This is a genomic window from Actinomadura rubrisoli (genome assembly GCF_004349215.1).
Taxonomy (GTDB): Bacteria; Actinomycetota; Actinomycetes; order Streptosporangiales; family Streptosporangiaceae; genus Spirillospora; species Spirillospora rubrisoli.
The window spans coordinates 23,078-42,786 of sequence record NZ_SMKU01000011.1 but is presented as its reverse complement, the minus strand read 5'-3'; the positions used below and the strand labels follow the sequence as shown (position 1 = coordinate 42,786).

Here is a 19,709-nt window from a genome sequence, read left to right as displayed (position 1 = left end):
GTCCGTTGAATCCGCTGAGTCCGCTGATCGTCTGCTACGCGCGGGGCGGCGGGCTCGGGCACCTCACGCGGCTCCGGGCCGTCCTGCACACCCTGGGCTGGGGCGGCGAGGTGACCGTCCTGTCCGGGTCGCCGTTCGCCGCCGACGCCCGGATCGCGGGCGGCTGGCGCGTCCTGGCCCCGTCCGACCCCGTCCGGACGCTCGCCGAGCTGGAGCCGGACGAGCTGATCGTGGACGCGTTCCCGGCCGGGCTCAAGGGCGAGCTCACCGCCGTCCCCGCGGGGACCCGTGTCACCCACCTGGCCCGGCTGCTCCGCTGGGACGCCTACCTGCCGCTGCTTCCCGCCGTCCCGCCGCGCTTCGACCGGACGTTCGTCCTCGAACCCCTGGACCCGGCGCACGGGTCTTACCTCCGCAGCGTCTCGGACGAGATCGCGCCGCTCGACCTGACCGACCCGCCGTCGGCCCCGATCGACGTGGACGGCTGGCTCATCGTGCACGGCGGGCCCGACGCCGAGATCCGCGAACTCGTCGCCTACGCGCGGGACATGGCGGCCCTGGAGGGCGTCCGCCCGCCGATGACCCTGGTCTCGCCCCGCCGCCCGGACGGGCTGCCCGCCGGGATCGCGCACCGGGACGCCTACCCCGCCTGCCCGCCCGGCCCGCGCGTCGAGCGGATCGTCACGGCGGCCGGGTTCAACGCCGTCCGGCAGTTCGCGCCGTGGCGGGACCGGCACCGGATGCTGCCGTTCCCGCGCGCCCTCGACGACCAGTTCACCCGCGCCAAGCGGGCCCGGGACCCGGCCCTCGGAAGTACTTCGAGGTTCAGAAGTACTTCGAGGTGAGGTCGCCGGCCGGCCAGGCCGTCACCGCGTTGGCCGCCTTGTGCAGCGCCAGGTCGATGTCGCCGTAGCTCGGGGCGTCGCCCTCCTGCCGCTGGTCGAACAGCGCCGCCCAGGTCAGCCCGTCGAACCGGCGGACCAGCAGCGTGCTCGTCCCGGCCAGGCTCCCGTCGTGCCAGGTGTTGGTGCCCCCGCTGACCGGCCGCACCAGCCAGCCGCAGCCGTAGAAGTAGCCGTCGGGCGTGACGCCCGTCTCCGGCTTGGCGAACGCCCGCTTGATCGAGGCCGCGTTCAGGACGCTCGTCCCGCCGTCGTAGATCCCGGCGAAGCGCGTCAGGTCCATCGCCGTGGCGAGCCAGCCGCCGTGCGCGTCCATGTTCTCCAGGTTGAACGCGCCGTACGGGTAGGGCACCTTCTTGCCGGAGTTGTCGAATACGGTCGTGCCCGTGTAGCCCGAGTAGTACGGGACCTCGCCGGTCGCCTTCGTGAGCGTGCGCCCCAGGCGCATCCGCTTGATCTGGCGCGGCGCCAGCACCTTCTGCTGGACATAGGACGCGTAGCTCTGCCCGGTGACCTTCTCGATGATCCGGCCGAGCAGCATGTACCCGTAGTTGGAGTAGACGTACTTCGCCCCGGGCGCGTGGTCGAGCTTGCGGGACGAGGCGTACTTCATGATGTTCGCCTGCTTGACCGGCAGCGGGACGCCGAGCGCCTTCGCGATCACCGCGTCCTGGAACATCAGGTCGGGCGAGATGTCGCGGTCCCAGCCGCCGAGGTGCTGGAGCAGCCGCAGCACGGTGACGTCCTTGAGCCGCGGGTCGGCGGCGGTGGACAGCCCGAGCAGCGTCGCGGCGCGGTCGGTGAGCTTGAGCTTCCCGTCCTGGACGAGCCTGAGCACGGCGGTCGCCGTGACCGGCTTGGAGATGCTGGCGATCCGGAACGGCGACGTCGGCTGGGCCGCGACCCCCGCCTGGTCGCTCCAGGTGTAGCCGCGCGACAGCACCAGCTTGCCCTTGCGGACGACCGCCAGCTGCCCGCAGGGGATGTTGCGCGCCTGCATGAAGGTCTTGAGGGTCGAGTCGAAGCCGCCGAGGCCCGCGAGCGCCGAGCCCGTCACCTTCCAAGTGCGCGCGGCCGCCGCCGCCCCGGCCGCCTGGACCCGCTCGGACGACCCGGACGAGCAGCCCGCCAGCAGCGCCGGCGCCGCCGCGCCCGCTCCCGCCAGCCCGGCCGCCTTGCCGAAGTCTCTCCTGGTCAGTGGCGTCACGACGCGTCCCCCCAAAGATCGGATGCCTAGAATGCGGCGATTTCGCACCCTAGTACATGTTGATCTTCAGCGGATCGGAACGCGGACATCGCGGTCCTGGGGCGCCCTAGGGCGTCCTAGTCGCACGTCACCTTGGGCTGCGGGCCGTATTCGGTGTGGAAGCGCTCCCGGCGGACGCGCCGCCCGCCGTCCAGCAGGGTCCGCCAGACGTCGATCTTGAAGCCCTTCCGCCCGGTCATCGGCACGCACCCACGTCCCCGTCCGACGGCCGCGCCGTGCCGCTCGAACCCGTACCGGTCCGACGACCGCGACCGCACGTCGTACCTGCGCCTGCCCCACAGGCTGACCGTCAGCGACGATGCCGTGTAGCCGACCCGCACGACGACGGGCCGTCCCGAGTCGTTCCGCCAGGTGAAATCCAGGTCGGGGTAGGCCACGGCCGCCTCCCGCCCCAGCGGGTACTCCGGCATGTACATCGTGTGGGCGCGCGCGCTCTGGATGGCGAGCCCGGCCTGGAACACTGCGTTGAACAGCGTCGTGGACACCTGGCAGATGCCGCCGCCCACGTCGTTCACCAGCCGGGAACCGAGGATGGCGGGTGCGGCCACATATCCCCGCCTCTTCGTGCGCGGCCCAACGGCCTCGTTGAACGAGAACGTCTCGTCAGGCCGCACGACCCGTCCGTCCAGGATCCGTGCGGCGATCTCGATATTGCGCACGCGCGGCTCCCCTGGCTGGAACCGCGTGGTGTAGCTGCTCATCGGCCGCTCCTGGGGCACCGGAGGGGCCGCCACCGGTCGCGGCGCCGCCGCCGCGCCCGACTCATGCGGGACGCCCAGGTACTCGCCCAGAATGAACCCGCTCAGGGCCAGCGCCCCGGCGACCAGGGGCCACCAGCGCCGGGCGCACTCCCCCAGCCCCGGCTGGTCGCCGCGACATCGCCGGTACCGGCCGTGCCGGGTCCGCCTCACAGATCACACCCCCGATGGTCTCCGGGGTCACCACGCAACCACGCCGCGCGAATCCCGGCATCGCACCATGCCGGGGCGCCGCGACCGCCGTCCCCCTCTTTGCCCGAACAAAACGAAGCCCGGACAAGACGAAGCCACGTCCCAGCTGGAACGCGGCTTCGGGACCCTGCTCCGCGCGGGACCGGCCCTGCCCGCGGCCAGGCGAGCGGCGGGGTCAGCGGGCCCGCGCGCCCTCGCGCAGCCGGTTCGGGTCGATCTCGCGCCCGGGATGCCTGCGCAGGTACTCGGCTTCGAGCTGGTTCATGCGGCGCGTGTGCTCCCCATATGCCTGGTCGGCGGCGTGGCGCAGGGCGTCGAGCCTGGTCTCGTACAGGTGGCCCAGCTCACGGAACAGGTCCGCGTCGGTGAGCTCCCCCGGGCTGATTCCCATCGTCATGTGCGTTTCCCCTCCAGCGGCGTCACGGCCGTGTACCTCCTGGTCGATGCCGTCCCTCCCCCTACCCGGTCGCCGCCGGGCGAATCTCCGCCGGACGCGCACCCCCAGGTGACGCCCGCCTGAACTCTGGGCGAACGCCGCGGCCCCCGTCCGGCACGCGGCCCGGCACGGGCGCCGGGCACGCAGCGTGACCTCAGCCGTCCGCCGGGCAGAAGACCGCGAGGGCGCCGGCGTGCTTGCCGAAGCGGATCGCGGCTGGGAGGGACGAGACCTCGCCGTCGCGGGCCAGCCGGAGCCCGCCGTCCTTGGACACCAGCTCCAGGCCGCCCGCCCGCCACGCGCGGTAGCCGGGCGTGACGTGCAGGTGCCCGGCCATGATCGCGGCGACGGCGCGGACCCGGGGGACGCGGCGCCCGGTGAAGATCATCCGGATGTCGAGCCTGCCGTCGTCGAGACGCTCCCGCCAGTTGGGCGCGGCGCCGCGCGCGCCGTAGACGCAGTTGCCGACGAACGCGAGCCACACCCGGCGGCGGCGTCCGTCCACGACGACCTCGACCGGCTCCGAGTGCCTCAGCGTGCGGACGGCGGCCACGGCCAGCGCGGGCCACTTGCCGAGCCGCCGTTCCAGCCGTTCGCGGCGGTCGACCAACTCGGTGTAGGCGCCGAAGCTGGCGGTGTTGAGGAAGAGATGCCTCTCCTCTGACGCCGCCCCGCCGTCCGAGGACGCGCCGTTTCCGGAGGCTCCGCCCGGGCGGACGCCGTTCGCGGGGGCGACGTATGCGACGTCGACGCGGCCGAGGCGCCCGCTCCGGTAGGCGGCGATGGCGTCCGTGGTGGTCTCGACGCCCAGCGCGCGGGCGAAGTGGTCGAAGGTGCCGCCGGGCACGACCAGCAGCGGCAGATCGTGCTTGAGCGCTGCGCGCGCGCCCGCGTTGACGGTGCCGTCGCCGCCGACGACGGCCAGGACCTCGGCGCGTTCGGCGGCGTCCTCGAACACCTTTTCGAGGTCCTGGTCCGGCTCCAGCTGGACGATCTCCGCCGCGGGCAGCTCGCGCCGGATCAGCCCGACGGCCATCTCGGCGTTGCCGGGCAGGATCCCCCGCGCGGCCTCGCTCGCGGCGCCCGAGCCCGGGTTGACGACCGCGACCAGGCCGCGCCCGTCACGGGTGACCTGGACGCTCTCGCCCTCCGCCCGGGTCACGCGGGCCACGGGAGGGCGGGCGGGCCAGACCAGGCGCGTCCCGAGCCCGGCCAGCGCGCCGATCCCCAGCCCCGCCAGGACGTCGCCCGGATAGTGGGCCCCGGTGTAGACGCGGGCGAAGGCCACCCCCGCCGCCGTCGCCGCGACCGGCACCGCGAGCGCGGGCGGCGCCTCCAGCGCCACCCCGGTCGCGAACGCGGCGGCCGACGCCGAATGGCCGGACGGGAAGGCGTGCGAGGTCGGCAGCTTCCACCGGATCCGGATCGGCGGCACCAGGTCCACGACGGGGCGCTTGCGGCGGAACGCCTGCTTGCCGAGGATGTTCACCATCGGGCTCGCCACGGCGATCCCGACGGACCCGCGCAGCGCGGCGCGCCGCAGCCGGGCCCGCCGGCTGAGCGCCAGCGCGCCCGCCGTGGTGAACCACAGCACTCCGTGATCGGCGAACCTCGACAGCCGCGGCAGCACGTACTCAAGGCCCGGCAGCCGGGCCGCCGCCACCCGGTCGAACGCCCAGCGGTCGGCCCGCCCGAGCCTGCGGAGCAGCCCGGGCCCGCCTCCGGCGGTGGACGGGCGGCGGCCGCGGGACGGCAGGGGCCCGCTCCGCGCGGGCTTGATCAGCACGGACGGTGACCTTTGGCCGGGTCCTCGGTGGTTGACGCGCATGACCGGGGTATCCCCTTGGACGACGACATGATTCCGTAAAGATCTCAAATCGGGGGTCACATGCGGGCGAACGTCACGCACACATCGCCGACTGCAATAGGCTTCGCGGCATGAGTCACCCGGAACGGCTCGGTTCCTCGGGTGGCGAGTCGGTCGGCACGATCGCGGAGCCTCCTCACGTGAACGAGACGCTGGCCGCCTACGCCGCACGGTATGGGCTGAAGCAGAGCGCGGCACGCCCCCAGCTGCGCAAGTACCTCCAGGATGTATGGGCTCGACGCAACTTCATCTGGGCGTTCGCGTCGGCCAAGAACATCTCGATGTACACCGAATCGCGACTGGGCCAGGTCTGGCAGCTCCTGACCCCGCTCCTGAACGTCGCGGTCTATTACTTCATCTTCGGGATCCTGCTCAACACCTCGCACGGCCTCCCGGATTTCATCCCGTTCCTCGTGACCGGCGTCTTCATGTTCGGCTTCACACAGCGGTCGATCACCGCCGGCTCCAAGTCGGTCGGTGACAACCTGTCGCTGATCCGCGCGCTGCACTTCCCGCGGGCCACTCTCCCGCTGGCGATCGCGATCGTGGAGCTCCAGCAGCTGCTGCTGTCGCTGGTGGTCCTGCTCGCCATCGTGTTCGCGTTCGGCGAGCCGCTCTCCGTCCACATGCTGCTGTTCGTACCGGTCCTGATGCTCCAGCTGATGTTCAACATCGGCGCGAGCCTCGTGGTCGCCCGGCTCGGCGCGTTCAACCGGGACATCACCCAGCTGCTGCCGTTCATCATGCGCACCTGGCTCTACGCGTCCGGCGTGATCTTCTCCCTGCCGTCGCTGATGAAGCCCGGCTCGAAGCTGGCCGAGCACACCTGGGCCGCCGAGCTGCTGAAGGCCAACCCCGGGTACGTGTACGTCGAGCTGAGCCGGCACGTGCTGCTCGGCAAGTACCGCGACCACGTCAAGCACGAGCTGCCCGTGCAGTCGACGACCCAGCTGTGGATCTACGCCCTCGCCTGGGCGGCGGTCGCGCTGGTCGGCGGGTTCATGTTCTTCTACCGTGCCGAGGAGCGATACGGCCGTGGCTGACACCAAGGTCCGCGGGGCCCTCGAAATCGACCCGCACCGCGAGCCGATCGTGGTCGTGGACGACCTGCACATCATCTACCGGGTGTTCGGGGCCGGCGGGAAGGGCAACGCCGCCAGCGCCTTCGCCCGCGTCCTGCGCCGCGAGAGCCGCCCGTCGATGACCGAGGTGCACGCCATCAAGGGCCTGTCCTTCGTCGTCTACCGCGGCGAGGCCGTCGGGATCATCGGCACCAACGGCTCCGGCAAGTCGACGCTGCTGAAGGCGATCGCCGGGCTGCTGCCCCCGCACAGCGGCGGCGTCTACACCGACGGCCAGCCGTCGCTGCTCGGCGTCAACGCCGCCCTGATGAAGGACCTGACCGGCGAGCGCAACATCGTCCTCGGCTGCCTCGCGATGGGCATGTCCCCGCAGGAGACCAAGGCGAAGTACAAGGAGATCGTCGCCTTCGCCGGTCTCAAAGAGGGGTTCATCCAGTACCCCATGCGCACCTACTCGTCCGGGATGGGCGCCCGGCTCCGGTTCGCCATCGCCGCGGCCAAGACCCACGACGTGCTGCTGATCGACGAGGCCCTCGCCACCGGCGACGCCAAGTTCAAGGTCAAGAGCAAGCGGCGGATCGAGGAGCTGCGCCGCGAGGCCGGCGCGGTCTTCCTGGTCGCCCACCAGCTCGACGTGATCAAGGAGACCTGCGACCGCGTCATCTGGATCGACGAGGGGCGCATGCACATGGACGGCGACCCCCAGGAGGTCATCGCCGCCTACATCGAGGCCACCGGGAAGTAACACCCCCTTCGCCGCTGGATGTCCCGCCCTCACCGATCTACCTTCAAGGGAGACCCTTAGCGGCGAGGGAGAGCTCCCATGGCCGACCGCCTCAGCAGACGCGGCTTCCTGTCCTCCACGGCGCTCGCCGCCGGCGCGTCCGGCCTCCTGGCCGGCTGCGCCGGCGAGAGCAGCGGCCCGCAGGCCAAGATCCCCGGCCATGCGCCGCAGGAGGTGTTCACCTCCCCCACGAAGAAGCTGGGCGGCTCCCTCACCATCCTCATGTGGAGCCACTTCGTCCCCCGGCACGACAGGTGGTTCGACAAGTTCGCCGCCGCCTGGGGCAGGAAGACCGGCGTCGCCGTCCGGGTCGACCACATCAACACCGTGGACGTGCCCCGCCGCGCCGCCTCGGAGATCCAGGCGGGACGCGGCCACGACGTCATCCAGCACATCGCGCCCTTCTCGCAGTACGAGCCTTCTGTACTGGACATGAGCGACCTCGTCCAGGAGGCGACCCGGCGCTGGGGGCAGCAACTGGAGCTGTGCCGCAAGTCCAGCTACAACCCCAACACCCGGCGGTACTACGCCTACTGCCCCGGCTGGTCCCCCGACCCCGGCGACTACCGGCGCTCGATGTGGCAGAAGGTCGGCCTCCCGAACGGCCCGGGCAGCTGGGACGACCTCCTGCGCGGCGCCGCCGAGATCAAACGGTCGACCGGCGTGCCGTGCGGCATCGGCCTGTCCCCCGAGACCGACTCCAACATGGCCGCCCGGGCCCTCCTCTGGTCCTTCGGCGGTTCCGAGCAGGACCCGGACGAGCGGGTCGTCATCAACTCGGCCGCCACCGTCGCGGCCGTCGAGTACATGACCCGGCTGTGGAAGGAGGCCGAGACCAACGAGGTGTTCTCGTGGGTCCCGGCGTCCAACAACCAGGCCCTCATCGCGGGCCGGTCGTCCTACATCCTGAACTCGATCTCCGCCTGGCGCACCGCGATGGCCACCAACCGCGAGATCGGCGACGACATCTTCTTCGCCCCCGCGCTGCGCGGCCCGAAGACCGCCCTGGCGGCGCAGCACGTCATCCAGCAGTGGATCGTCCCGAAGCACGCGTCGAACCCCGACGCCGCCAAGGAGTTCCTGCTGCACTACACGGCCAACTTCCCCGCCGTGACCTACAACTCCGAGCTGTACGACCTGCCGGGCTGGCCGTCCCTCGTCCCGCAGCTGAACGGCTGGCTCGGCAAGGACCCCTTCGGCGCGCGGCCCGCCGACAAGCTCGCCCTGCTGAGGACCGCCACGTCCTGGAGCGCCAACATCGGCTACCCCGGCCCGTCCAACCCGGCCATCGGCGAGATCTTCAGCACCAACGTCCTGCCCACCATGTTCGGCCGCGCCGCCCGAGGCCACCTCACCCCCCGGCAGGCCGTCGCGGACGCCGAGCGGCAGATCAACGCGATCTTCAAGAACTGGCGCGCCCGCCACCTCGTCGGCGGCTGACACCGTCATGAGCCGCCGAGCGGAGGCGAGGCAATGAACACAGCTCGCGGGCGCGCGCCGTCTGGACTGAGGAGCGCAGGGAGCGAGGAACGAGCGACCGCAGCGACGAGGGAAGACGGCGCGAAAAAGCGCCCGCGAGCCGCCGAGCGGAGGCGAGGCCATTGAACACTGTCGAGGTTCGGGGGCTGGTCAAGACGTTCGACGGGCAGGTGCGGGCGCGGCGCGGGCGGGGTGAGCGTGTGCGGGCGTTGGACGGGGTGGATCTGGCGGCGGAGCCGGGCGAGTACCTGGTGCTGCTCGGGCCGTCCGGGTGCGGGAAGACGACCTTGCTGCGGACGATCGCGGGCCTGGAGCAGCCCACAGAGGGCGAGGTGCTGATCGGCGGGAACGTGGTGAACGGGCTGCCGCCGCGGATCAGGCAGGTCGCGATGGTCTTCCAGTCGTACGCGCTGTACCCGCACAAGACGGTGAAGGACAACATCGTCTTTCCGTTGCGCGCGGAGCGGATGCCCAGGGACGAGCGGGAGCGCAAGGCGAAGTGGGCCGCGGAGTTGCTGGAGATCGAGGCGCTGCTGGGCCGTAAGCCGCGCCAGCTGTCGGGTGGGGAGAGGCAGCGGGTGGCGCTGGCGCGCGCGCTGGTCCGGGACCCTGCGGTGTTCCTGCTGGACGAGCCGCTGTCCAACCTCGATGCCAAGATGCGCTCGACCGCGCGGGACGAGTTGAAGCGCTTCCAGGAACGTGTGGGCACCACGACCATTTACGTGACCCACGACCAGGCGGAGGCGATGGGGCTCGGCGATCGGATCGCGGTGCTGGAGCGCGGACGGGTCCGGCAGGTGGGCACGCCGCGGGAGGTGTACGACGACCCGTCTGACACGTTCGTCGCGACGTTCATCGGGTCGCCGCCCATGAATCTCGTCAGGCAGGACGGGCGGCTGGCGGGGTTCCGTCCGGAGCACCTGCTGCCCGCGGAGATCGTCCCGTCCGATCCCGTGGCGATGCCGTTCCGGGTCGAGCGCGTGGAGTACCTGTCCGGCGACCGGCACGTGTACGGGACGGTGACGGGCCTGGGCGAGGAGACGCGCGTCATCGCCCGCCTGCCCTCCACCGTCGGCACGCCGATCGCGGCCGGGGAGACGCACGAGTTCGCGGTGGAGTCGGCCCGGCTCCGCTTCTTCGACCCCGAGGGGACGCGGATCGGCGGCGGGCGGTGACCGGGCGGCGGACGAAGGCCGGGCCGGCCGACCGGGAGGGGTTCCTCGCCTGGGCGATGCTGCTGCCGTCGATCCTCTACATCGTCGCGCTGGTGGGCGTGCCGTTCGTGCTGGCGATCGCGTTCGCGTTCTCGGACGTGACCACCGGCGACCCGTCCTATGACTTCGTCGGCCTCCGCAACTTCACGGCGGTCTTCGACGACGGGGTGTTCTGGCGCGCGCTCCGCAACACGCTCGTGTTCACGCTGGCGAGCATGGTGCTGATCGTGGTGTTCGGGAAGATCCTCGCCAACATCCTGGTCGCGGACTTCCACGGCAAGTGGTTCGTCCGGTTCCTGGTCCTGCTGCCGTGGACGACGCCGGTGGCGCTGTCCACGATCTCGTGGCTGTGGTTCCTGGACTCGATCTACTCGCCGGTCGACTGGGTCCTGCGCCACCTCGGCCTGATCGACGGGAACGTGGTCTGGCTGGGCCGCCCGGGGACGGCGATGGCCTCGGTGGTCGCCGTCCAGGCGTGGCGGCTGACCCCGCTCGCCGCCGTCATCGTGATGGCCGGGCTCGTGGCGATCCCCCGCGACATCGACGAGGCCGCCCGGATCGACGGCGCCGGGTTCTGGCGGCGGATGCTGGAGGTGACGATCCCGCTGACGCTCCCGGTCATCGCGGTCGCCGCCCTGTTCGGCGCGATCATGACGTTCACCGACATGACCGTCTCGTACGTCCTGACGCGGGGCGGGCCGACGCACTCCACCGAGGTCCTGGCCTCGTGGGCGTACTTCCGCGGCATCGAGGGCGGCGACGTCGGCCAGGGCGCGGCGATCGCCCTGTTCCTGTTCCCGCTGCTGCTCGCCGGCGCGATCGCGATCCTGCGCGCCGTCCGCCGTCTGGAGGCCGGATGACCACGCACGCGGCGCTGCGCCGCCGGTACGCCCGGCGCCACCTGGCGGCCCGCTGCGGCGTGTACGGCGCGGCGGTCACGGCGGCCCTGGTCTGCGCACTGCCGTTCCTGTGGAGCCTGGTCAGCGCGTTCAAGCAGAACCGGGACCTGTACGACCCCGAGAGCAACCCGTTCGCCTTCAACGAGCCCGCGACGCCCGACCATGTGACGTTCCTGTTCAGCGACACGCCGTTCCTGACGTTCGCCGGCAACACCCTGCTCGTCGGCGCCCTGGTCGTCGCGATCACGCTGGCGCTGGCGCTGCCCGCCGCCTACTCCCTCGCGCGCCTGGACCGCCCGTGGGGCACCCCGATGGGCATCGCGATCTTCATGGTCTACCTCGTCCCGCCGTCGCTGCTGTTCCTGTCGCTGACCCGTGTCGTCGTCGCGCTCGGCCTGGAGGACACGCTGTGGTCGATGGTGGCCGTCTACCCGACGATCACCGTTCCGGTGTCGATCTGGCTGCTCATCGGCTTCCTCAAGGCCGTCCCGAAGGACATCGAGGAGCAGGCGATGGTGGACGGCTACAGCCGCCTGGGCGCGTTCCTCCGCGCCGTCCTGCCGCTGGTGTTCCCGGGGATCGTCGCCGTCGTCGTGTTCAGCTTCACCCTCACGGCCAGCGAGTTCGTGTACGCGCTGGCGTTCGTGTCGGCGAGCCCGGAGATGGTGGTCAGCACCGGCGTGCCGACCCAGCTCGTCCGGGGGGACGTGTTCTTCTGGCAGTCGCTCCAGGCCGCCACGGTGATCACCGCGGTGCCGATCGCGTTCGTGTTCAACCTCTTCCTCGACCGGTTCGTCACCGGCTTCACGATGGGCGCCGTCAAGACCTGATCCGTCCTGATAGAGATGGGAGCGACAACCTGATCCCTGACGAGGAGGCCGCCATGGCCGGCAAGCCGCCGCTCCCGCACGAGCACCTGCCCGAGGTCCCGTCTTTCACCGTCACCAGCGACGACATCACCGACGGCGAGCGCCTGGCCGCCGAGCACGTGTTCGACGACTGGGGCTTCGGCGGCGGGAACCGGTCGCCGCACCTGAGCTGGTCGGGCTTCCCCGCCGAGACCAGGAGCTTCGCGGTGACCTGCTACGACCCCGACGCGCCCACCGGCAGCGGGTTCTGGCACTGGTCGCTCTTCGACATCCCCGCCGACGTGCACGAACTCCCCACCGGCGCCGGCACCGCCGACTCCAAGATCGGCGTCCACGTCCGCAACGACTACGGCACCAAGGCGTACGGCGGCGCCGCCCCGCCCCCCGGCGACCCGCACCGCTACGTCTTCACCGTCCACGCCCTGGACGTGGAGTCCCTCGGCATCGACTCCGACGCCTCCCCGGCCGTCGCGGGCTTCAACATCACCGCCCACACCCTGGCCCGCGCCACCCTCGTCCCCGAGTACGGCTCCTGACCCGCGGAGGCCGTCCCGCCTCCCGGGACGGCCTCACGCCGCCCCCACGAGCACGTCCCCGGCGGCCGTCCGGCGGTACAGGACCGACCGTCCGCTCCGCTCCCGCACGACGAGCCCCGCCGCGCGCAGCACCGCGAGGTGATCGCCGACGCCGCCGAGGCTCATGCGCAACCGGGCGTGCAACCAGGTGGTGGTGGCGGGCTCGTCCAGCGCGCGGAGCAGCGCCGCCCTGCTGCGGCCGACCAGCCGCCCCAGCGCGTCCTGCTCGCCGACCGCCCGCCGCTCCCACAGGGCGGCGACGCCCCTCGCCCGGTACGTGAGCGTGTACGGCCAGTGATCCTCCAGCTGGACGCCCAGCTCCGAGAAGACCGTGGGCACGAACGTCAGGCCCGCGCCGTCCAGGTGGAACGTCAGGTCAGGGACGATGTCCGCCTCGATCACCCCTCCGCGCCAGCGGACCTGCCGCGAAAGCCCGTCCAGCGCCTCCGCCCAGCCGTAGGCGGCCAGCCGTCCAGCGCGGTGGACGATGTCCTGCCGGAGGATCGACCGCAGCACCGGCCAGTCCTCCTCCAGCAGGGCGCTCCACGCGATCTCCATGCCGCGGGCGAGCCGCTCGACGACGTCCGGCGCGTCGAGCACCTTCCGGACCGCGGGCTCGGGCTCGGGCAGCCCGTCCAGGTTGCGCGCGATCTCCCGCCGCGCCTGCGCGAGCGGCGTGGCGCGCATCGCGGCGAGCTGCTCCGCGACGGTCACGTCGGGGCGGGCGGGCGGCGGCTGGATGAAGTCGGCCATGTACCGGTGCCGCCGCCTCAGGAAGGCCAGCGCCCGGACGGCCGGTTCGCCGGCCACCTCCCGGTATGCGGGACGGGCGCGCTCCACCCACGGCCGCACCGGTCCGGCCGGTGCTCGCCCGGCGACCAGGCCGAGCGCGGTGAGCGTCTCCAGCAGCGGGGCCACGCCGAAGCGGCTGGCCGCCAGATCCTGCGGCCCGACCACGATCCGATACATGTTTCGCCCCTCCCCGAAACAATAGCCGGGACGGCCGCCCGGCCGGAGAGTCGCGGCCATGACCGCGCGCTACCGCGACCTCTTCGGCGTTCCCGAGTTCCGCGTCCTGTTCTCCTTGCAGGCGCTGTCGGTGACGACCGACTCGATCCGCATGATCGCCCTGTCCGTCCAGGCCTTCGAGCGAACGGGCTCGGCCCTCCTGTCGGCCCTGGTCTTCGGCGCGGGGATGCTCCCGTACGCGGTCGGCGGCGCCCTCCTGCTGTCGCTCGCGGACCGCGTCCCGGCCCGGCGGCTCCTCACCGGCCACCACCTGCTGCGCTTCGCGGCCACCGCCGTCCTCGCGCTCGGCGGCCTCCCGCCCGCGGCGACGATCGCCCTGGTCGCCATGGTCGGGCTCGTCGCCCCGGTCGGTTCCGCGGCCGTCCAGGCGCGGCTCCCCGCCCTCCTCCCCGGCGACGGCCATGTGCTGGGGCGCTCCCTGTTCACGATGACCGCCGCGGGCGCGCAGATAGCGGGCCAGGCGGTCGGCGGCCTGCTGCTGTCGACGCTGACCACATCCGGGACGCTCTGGCTGGCGGCCGCCGGCGCCGCCCTCGCGGCGTTGATCGCCCCGGCCCTCCCGGCCGCCTCGATCCACGCCCGTCCGGCCTCCGGGACGGCGCGTGAGACGTGGCGCGTCAACCGGCTCCTGCTGGGCGACCGGACGACCCGCGGCCTCCTGCTGGCGGGCTGGCTGCCGATCTCCCTGTCGGTCGGGGCCGAGGGCGCGGTGATCCCTTACGCCGACGGCCACGGCGATCCGGGCGCGGCGGGCCTGATCCTCGCCGCCGGAGCCGCCGGCATGCTCGCGGGCAACCTCGCCGTCGGACGATTGGCCCGTCCCGCGCTCCGCGAGCGCCTCACGCTCCCCCTGACCCTTCTGACCGGGGCGCCCCTCCTCCTCTTCGCGTGGGATCCGGTCTTGCCCTTGGCCTGCGCGCTGATGGCCGCCGGGACCTTCGGGCTGAGCTACGAGCTGACCGTCCAGCGCCGCCTGGTGGACGCGGCGCCGGAGCCCGTCCGCGGCCAGGCGCTCGGGCTCTCCGGCACCGGCGTCATGACGGGCCAGGCCGCCGGTATCGGCGCGGCGGGCGCCCTGACGGACGTCGCGGCCCCGTCTCTGGTCATCGCCTTCTGCGGCGCCGCGGCCGTTATCGCCGCCCTTCTGCTGATTTCCCACCTGCGTTGAGCAAGGGCGTTTCCGTGCCGCCGCGCATTGGCCTTTGAACGGTCAAAAGGGTGTGCGTGACCACACCCACTTGCCATGGGGCGGGGTCAGTTGCACGCCGCATTCGGACGACAGCGCCTGGACGATCGGCAGGCCCCAGCCGCCCGTCCCGTCGTCGTGGCCGGGGTCGAGCGCGCGGGGGTCGGGGACGATGTCGTCCAAGGTCATCTCCTTGACGGGCCGGGCGACGGGCATCGCGTCGGAGCCGTCCCAGACGCCGAGCAGGACGGTCCCGGCCTCGCGGACGAACCGGATCCGGATCTCCGCCTCGGGCGTGCTCCGCACCGCGTTGGCTATCAGCTCGCCGGCGATCAGGTGGACGTCGTGGGCGATGTGCGCCATTCCCCAGCGCGCGAGGCGCAATTCGATCATCATCCGCGCCTGGCCCGGCGCCGTCCATGCGGCGAGGCAGGAAATGTCCAGATCGTCGGAACTCAGCATTCCGGAGCCCATCTTGTCCGCCTTTGGTCAGGCTCACCCGTCTTCAGTCAAACGCACACCGAGGATGCGTCACCGTGCGTGACGTCTGAACTTTGTTTCCAGGACGTCCGGGACGTTTTCCGGCTACGTTGAGTAAGCATCCCGTCCGTCCCGGTGCCACAGGGAGTCACCATGGTCAATGACGCGCTACGGCAGGCCATGACCAGTGCGAGACTGACAGAGCAGGAACTCGCCGAAGCGTGTCACGTGGACGTGAAGACCGTCGCCCGGTGGATGACCGACGAGGGCCGCATGCCGCATCCTCGGCACCGCTGGGCCGCATCCGAGGTCTTGGGAGTTGATGAGACCGTGCTGTGGCCAGATGCCGTCCGGAAGAACGTGAAGACCGGTGCCGACCGCGAGATCGTGGCGGTGTACCCGTACCGGTCAGCCTGTCCCAAGTCCGTCTGGCGCCGTCTCATCGGCGACGCCGAGAGGGAGCTGGCCTTCGCCGGCTACACCAACTACTTCCTGTGGCTGGAGATCCCCAACCTGCGGGGCGTGCTGCGGCGCAAGGCCGAGGGCGGCTGCCGGGTGCGGTTCCTGGTCGGCGACCCGGAGAGCGCGGTCACCCGGCGGCGCGAGGAGCAGGAGAACGTGCCGCTCACCGTCGGCACCCGCATCAAGATCACGCTGGACGAGCTGGCGAAGCTGGCGGACGTCTCCGGGGTCGAGGCCCGGTACGGGGACGACCACATCGCGATGAGCGTGTTCGTCTTCGACGAGGAGATGCTGGTGACCCCGCACCTGGCGAACCTGGTGGGCCACGACTCGCCAATACTGCACTTACGGCGCTGCCAGGAGGACGGACTGTTCGACCGGTTCGCCTATCACCTGGCCGAGCTGTGGGACGGGGGACGTCCGATCATCTCCCTCCGCCCGGGCCACGAGGGCCAGACCTCCCAGGGCTCCCCGGTGACGTAGGAGCGCGGTCGTTGGGTTGCGGCATCTTCTTCGATGCCGCAACCCGACGAGGCCCTAGGGCGTAGATCCGTAAGAAGCGCCCTAGCGTTCGTAGGGGAAGCGGTCGGCGAAGGCGGGCTTCAGGTCGTCCAGCCAGACCGCGTTGGGATCGTACTTGGCGAAGAAGGGCTTGCCGACCAGGTCCTCGTCGCGGCACTGGATGAAGTGCAGGGCGAACACCTGCTCGCCGAGCAGGTCGACGACGCCGTCCACGCAGACCTTGCCGGGCGTCGCGGACATCGACGGGCCCCGGACGGTGCGGGCGAGGCCGGAGACGTGCTTGTAGGCGTCCCGGAAGATCTCGTACGCCTGGCCGAGGGGCACGGCGAAGTAGTCCTGCGGCCCTGTGTCACGCTCCACGAACATGTAGTACGGGACGAGGCCCATCCGCGTCTGTGTCCGCCACATGCTCTCCCAGATCGCGGCGTCGTCGTTGATCGTCCGGATCAAGGGGGCCTGGGTGCGGATGACGGCGCCGGTGTCGCGGATGCGGCGGCACGCCTCGGCGACCATCAGGGGTTCGAGCTCGCGGGGGTGGGTGAAGTGCGCCATGAACGCCAGGTTCTTGCCCGACTCCACGACCTGCTCGAACAACCGGAGCATGTCGTCGGCGTCCGGATCGGTGACGAACTTCTGCGGCCAGTAAGCGAGCGATTTGGTGCCGATGCGGATCGATTCGAGCTGCTCCAGGTCCAGGAGGGGCTCGATGTAGCGGCGCAGGACGGACTCGCCCATGATCATCGCGTCGCCGCCGGTGAACAGGACGCTGGTCACCTCGGGATGCGAGACGAGGTAGTCGCGGAGCCCGGTGACGTCGTCGCCGGCCATCTTGAGGTCCGCCTCGCCGACGAACTGGGCCCAGCGGAAGCAGTACGTGCAGTACGCGTGACACGTCTGGCCCTGCTTAGGGAAGTACAGCACGGTCTCGTCGTACTTGTGCTGCATCCCAGGGATCTTGCCGTCGCCGAAGCTCGGGATGTTGAGCTCCATCTGGCCGGCCGGATGCGGGTTCAGCCGCATCCGCACCGCGTGCGCGGCGGCCTCGACCTCGGCCTTGGGCGCCTCGCGGCGCAGCAGGTCCGACAGGTGCGCGACGTCCTCGGGGGGAAGCATGTCCTCCTGGGGGAAGACCAGCCGGTACATCGGATCGTCGGGAGCCGCCGACCAGTCGATGAGCTCCTCGATGACGTACGCGTTCGTCCGGAAAGGCAGCACCGTGGCCACCGCCCGGGTCGCGAGCCGCTGCGCGGGCGACAGCCCCGCGCGAGCGGTGAGCTCGTCGAGGTGCTTCGCCGTGAAGGCGCGGAACTTGCGACCAGTGGATCGCACTGCGGGAGCCGCGTCGTTCACCAGTGTCACGTGTTGGTACTCCTTGAAGTCAGCGGGGGATACGCACCCCGGGGCGCTGCGTCACGGACGGTGATCAGATTGCCTAGGGTCACCCCCATTGAACCGTTTGGGACGGATTCATGCCGAATTGATACCCCCTACAGAGTACGAAGAAGCTGGTCAACCCCGAACCAGGCAAATCGCCTGACATCATCGTGGACGGTCCGGTGCTTGCACAACGACTACGGGACGTCAACTTCTCCCGTCCGGACGTCCGGTCCACGGCGGAAATCCGCGACCCGGGACACGCGCTGACACGATGTTCGGAAATACTGTGGCGTGGGGCGGCCGGGCCGGGCGGCGTGAGGGGGCGAGGTGGACTCTGACGAGGCGCATGACGGGCCGGGCGTCGTGCCTGCCTGGATCGTCCTTCTGGCGGTCGTGGCGGCGGTCTCCTACAGCACCTTCCTGCTGGAACACCTGCTCAGCCCCGATCTGGACGTCATCAACGGGTATGTGAGCGAGCTGTCGGCCCTTGACCAGCCGTTCCACAACGTCTACAGCGGCGGCGACCTGGTCACCGGCGTCCTGACGATCATCGTGGCGCTCGCGGCGCTGCGCCGGACGCGGCACCGGCGGCTGGCCACGACCGGCTGGGCCTTCCTCGGCCTGTTCGGCGTCTGCGCCATCGGCGACGCGACGTTCCCGCTGGACTGCGCGCCCAGCCTGGAGACGTGGTGCGCGCTGCGGGAGCGGTCGGAGAACGTGTCGTTCTCCCACGAGTTCCACTCGGTGACCAGCAGCGCCGTGATCTTTTGCGGCGTGGTCGCGCTGTTCACGCTGTCCATGGCGGCCCGCCGGCACGGGTGGTGGCCCGCCCTCGCCCGCTGGGGCTGGCTCCTCGCCCTGGCCGAGACGGTCTTTGCGCTCGGCACGCTGCTGGCGATGTACCTGGGCCGCTGGCTCGGGATCATCCAGCGCGTCCAGATCGGCATCCTGTGCCTGGGGCTGCTGACCATCGCGTGGGCCCTGTACGCCGACCGGCGGGACGCGGAGCGCGCCGGGCGCCTCGCCTCCCCCGCACGAGAGAAGACCCCCCTATGAGACCGAGATCGTCCCTATGACCGAGATCGTCCATGTCGGCCGCGCGCAGGTGCACGTCGTCGAGGAGGGGCCCGCGGACGGCCCGCCGCTGCTGCTGAGCTCCGGGCTCGGCGGGGCGTGGTTCGACTGGCGGCCGACCGTCGACCTGCTGCGCGACCGGAACCGTGTGATCGTCTTCGACCGTCCCGGGCTCGGGCTGAGCCCGGCCGCGCCCGGCCCGCCGACGCTGCGCGGCGAGACCGGCGTGCTGGCCGCCCTGGCCGAGCGGGCCGGGAGGCCGGTGACCGTCCTCGCCCACTCGATGGCCGCGTTCCACGCCGAGGCGCTGGCCCGGCTGCGGCCCGAACTCGTCCGGGGGCTGGTGCTGGTCGACCCGAGCTACGAGCGCGACCCGCACGCGGCCGTCCGGCTCGCGGCGGTGGCGACGCCCGCGGCCACGGCCGTGGGCGCGTTCCTCGGCGCGACCCGGCTGGCCAGGGTCGTCGGCCCGTTCGGCCGCCGGATGATCCTCAAGCAGACCAGCCGGCGGGACGAGCCCGTCCCGGACGACGTCGTCCGGTCGGTGTACGGGCGCGGGACGGTCCTCGGCACGGTCATGGCGGAGGAGCTGGCCTACCGGGAGATGGCCGTCGACCTGGCCCGGCTGCGCGAGCGGAGCCCGTTCCCGCCCGTCCCGATGGTGGTCCTCACCGCGCTCGGGGACGTCAAGGACCCCGGCAAGGCCCGCGAGTGGGCGCAGGCGCACGCGCGGCTCGCCGCGATGACCCCGCACGGCAGCCAGGTGGAGCTGCCCGAGGCCCTGCACATGGTGCAGCTCGACCGTCCGGACGCGGTGGCCGACGCGGTCGCGGTCGTGCTGAGCCATCGGGCGGAGGAGACGGTGTGAGGCGCCTCCCGGCCGTCGCCATGGCCGCGCTGCTGGCCGTGCCCATGTCCGGCTGCAAGGTCATGCAGAGGATCTCGGACGGCTCGTTCAACAACGCCGTGACCGATGGGGTCGTGGCCGAGCTGAGGGACCGGGGCGTCCGGTTGGAGCACCGGCCCTCGTGCAAAACGCCGGACTCGGGGTCCACGTCGGTCGTCCGCGTACATTGCACGGCCCGCACGCGGGCGGGCGAGCCGATCACCGTGACGGGCCTCGCCGAGGCGGCCGACACCGCTCACCCTCGCGAGCTCTACGTCGTCACGGTCGGCGGACGCGAGCTGTTCCGCAAGGACTGCCTGGGTCTCGGCTGCCGCTGACCTGCCCGCCGCAGGGCAACGACTCTCCATG

The 19,709-nt window shown here is 71.5% G+C and carries 20 protein-coding genes; 13 read left to right on the top strand and 7 right to left on the bottom strand.

Annotated elements, in window-relative coordinates:
- Nucleotides 1–5 precede the first annotated feature (5 nt).
- On the top strand, nucleotides 6–845 hold the full coding sequence (locus tag E1298_RS04915; protein WP_243725393.1) for a hypothetical protein: 840 nt from the start codon (nucleotides 6–8) through the stop codon (nucleotides 843–845).
- On the opposite strand, the gene E1298_RS04910 is transcribed toward E1298_RS04915, so the two are convergent.
- The 4 genes from E1298_RS04910 to E1298_RS04895 form a co-directional block, all read right to left on the bottom strand.
- Complete coding sequence (locus E1298_RS04910) at nucleotides 826–2,109, bottom strand: serine hydrolase domain-containing protein (RefSeq protein WP_131889543.1); 1,284 nt, start codon at nucleotides 2,107–2,109, stop codon at nucleotides 826–828. The two genes, E1298_RS04915 and E1298_RS04910, sit on opposite strands and share 20 nt — an antisense overlap.
- A gap of 116 nt (nucleotides 2,110–2,225) precedes the next feature.
- Nucleotides 2,226–3,080: a VanW family protein gene (locus E1298_RS04905; RefSeq protein ID WP_131889542.1), complete on the bottom strand. Its 855-nt coding sequence runs from the start codon at nucleotides 3,078–3,080 to the stop codon at nucleotides 2,226–2,228.
- A 214-nt stretch (nucleotides 3,081–3,294) separates the two neighbouring features.
- The gene (locus E1298_RS04900; protein WP_131889541.1) at nucleotides 3,295–3,516 is read right to left on the bottom strand and encodes a DUF6158 family protein; all 222 of its coding nucleotides are present in this window, start codon (nucleotides 3,514–3,516) and stop codon (nucleotides 3,295–3,297) included.
- Between the two features lie 193 nt (nucleotides 3,517–3,709).
- Nucleotides 3,710–5,341, bottom strand: a complete 1,632-nt coding sequence (locus E1298_RS04895; protein WP_243725392.1) for a bifunctional phosphatase PAP2/diacylglycerol kinase family protein — start codon at nucleotides 5,339–5,341, stop codon at nucleotides 3,710–3,712.
- A 152-nt stretch (nucleotides 5,342–5,493) separates the two neighbouring features.
- Here E1298_RS04895 and E1298_RS04890 point away from each other — a divergent pair, with 152 nt between their 5' ends.
- From E1298_RS04890 to E1298_RS04860, 7 genes are all read left to right on the top strand, one after another.
- Nucleotides 5,494–6,465 (top strand): ABC transporter permease, encoded by a 972-nt coding sequence (locus E1298_RS04890; protein WP_131889540.1) that lies wholly within the window; start codon nucleotides 5,494–5,496, stop codon nucleotides 6,463–6,465.
- On the top strand, nucleotides 6,458–7,249 hold the full coding sequence (locus E1298_RS04885; protein ID WP_243725391.1) for an ABC transporter ATP-binding protein: 792 nt from the start codon (nucleotides 6,458–6,460) through the stop codon (nucleotides 7,247–7,249). Before E1298_RS04890 ends, E1298_RS04885 begins: the two co-directional genes overlap by 8 nt.
- Nucleotides 7,250–7,327: 78 nt before the next feature.
- Nucleotides 7,328–8,728, top strand: a complete 1,401-nt coding sequence (locus tag E1298_RS04880) for an ABC transporter substrate-binding protein (RefSeq protein ID WP_131889539.1) — start codon at nucleotides 7,328–7,330, stop codon at nucleotides 8,726–8,728.
- A gap of 161 nt (nucleotides 8,729–8,889) precedes the next feature.
- The gene (locus E1298_RS04875) at nucleotides 8,890–9,942 is read left to right on the top strand and encodes an ABC transporter ATP-binding protein (RefSeq protein ID WP_131889538.1); all 1,053 of its coding nucleotides are present in this window, start codon (nucleotides 8,890–8,892) and stop codon (nucleotides 9,940–9,942) included.
- On the top strand, nucleotides 9,939–10,841 hold the full coding sequence (locus E1298_RS04870; RefSeq protein ID WP_207944437.1) for a carbohydrate ABC transporter permease: 903 nt from the start codon (nucleotides 9,939–9,941) through the stop codon (nucleotides 10,839–10,841). Before E1298_RS04875 ends, E1298_RS04870 begins: the two co-directional genes overlap by 4 nt.
- Nucleotides 10,838–11,710 carry a carbohydrate ABC transporter permease gene (locus E1298_RS04865; RefSeq protein WP_131889537.1) on the top strand — a complete coding sequence of 291 codons (873 nt, stop codon included), beginning with the start codon at nucleotides 10,838–10,840 and terminating at the stop codon, nucleotides 11,708–11,710. The genes E1298_RS04870 and E1298_RS04865 overlap by 4 nt, the downstream gene beginning before the upstream one ends.
- A gap of 53 nt (nucleotides 11,711–11,763) precedes the next feature.
- On the top strand, nucleotides 11,764–12,285 hold the full coding sequence (locus tag E1298_RS04860) for a YbhB/YbcL family Raf kinase inhibitor-like protein (RefSeq protein ID WP_131889536.1): 522 nt from the start codon (nucleotides 11,764–11,766) through the stop codon (nucleotides 12,283–12,285).
- 33 nt (nucleotides 12,286–12,318) lie between these two features.
- Here E1298_RS04860 and E1298_RS04855 read toward each other — a convergent pair whose 3' ends face one another.
- The gene (locus tag E1298_RS04855) at nucleotides 12,319–13,293 is read right to left on the bottom strand and encodes an ArsR/SmtB family transcription factor (protein ID WP_131889535.1); all 975 of its coding nucleotides are present in this window, start codon (nucleotides 13,291–13,293) and stop codon (nucleotides 12,319–12,321) included.
- Between the two features lie 58 nt (nucleotides 13,294–13,351).
- On the opposite strand from E1298_RS04855, the gene E1298_RS04850 reads away from it, so the two are divergent.
- Entirely contained in the window at nucleotides 13,352–14,521 is a 1,170-nt protein-coding gene (locus E1298_RS04850; RefSeq protein ID WP_131889534.1) for an MFS transporter, read from the top strand.
- 42 nt (nucleotides 14,522–14,563) lie between these two features.
- Here the strand turns inward: E1298_RS04850 and E1298_RS04845 are convergent, their stop codons facing one another.
- Nucleotides 14,564–15,001 (bottom strand): ATP-binding protein, encoded by a 438-nt coding sequence (locus E1298_RS04845; RefSeq protein ID WP_165975302.1) that lies wholly within the window; start codon nucleotides 14,999–15,001, stop codon nucleotides 14,564–14,566.
- A gap of 171 nt (nucleotides 15,002–15,172) precedes the next feature.
- Between E1298_RS04845 and E1298_RS04840 the strand changes: the two genes are divergently transcribed.
- Nucleotides 15,173–15,964 (top strand): helix-turn-helix domain-containing protein, encoded by a 792-nt coding sequence (locus E1298_RS04840; protein ID WP_131889532.1) that lies wholly within the window; start codon nucleotides 15,173–15,175, stop codon nucleotides 15,962–15,964.
- Nucleotides 15,965–16,045: 81 nt separating this feature from the next.
- Here the strand turns inward: E1298_RS04840 and E1298_RS04835 are convergent, their stop codons facing one another.
- Nucleotides 16,046–17,362 carry a KamA family radical SAM protein gene (locus E1298_RS04835; RefSeq protein WP_131889531.1) on the bottom strand — a complete coding sequence of 439 codons (1,317 nt, stop codon included), beginning with the start codon at nucleotides 17,360–17,362 and terminating at the stop codon, nucleotides 16,046–16,048.
- A gap of 345 nt (nucleotides 17,363–17,707) precedes the next feature.
- Here E1298_RS04835 and E1298_RS04830 point away from each other — a divergent pair, with 345 nt between their 5' ends.
- Genes E1298_RS04830 through E1298_RS04820 form a run of 3 tightly spaced genes read left to right on the top strand, consistent with a single transcriptional unit; the run spans nucleotide 17,708 to nucleotide 19,678 of the window.
- Nucleotides 17,708–18,436, top strand: a complete 729-nt coding sequence (locus E1298_RS04830; protein ID WP_243725390.1) for a DUF998 domain-containing protein — start codon at nucleotides 17,708–17,710, stop codon at nucleotides 18,434–18,436.
- A 16-nt stretch (nucleotides 18,437–18,452) separates the two neighbouring features.
- Nucleotides 18,453–19,322: an alpha/beta hydrolase gene (locus tag E1298_RS04825; RefSeq protein WP_131889530.1), complete on the top strand. Its 870-nt coding sequence runs from the start codon at nucleotides 18,453–18,455 to the stop codon at nucleotides 19,320–19,322.
- Nucleotides 19,319–19,678, top strand: coding sequence for a hypothetical protein (locus E1298_RS04820; RefSeq protein ID WP_131889529.1), 360 nt, complete (start codon nucleotides 19,319–19,321; stop codon nucleotides 19,676–19,678). Before E1298_RS04825 ends, E1298_RS04820 begins: the two co-directional genes overlap by 4 nt.
- Nucleotides 19,679–19,709 lie beyond the last annotated feature (31 nt).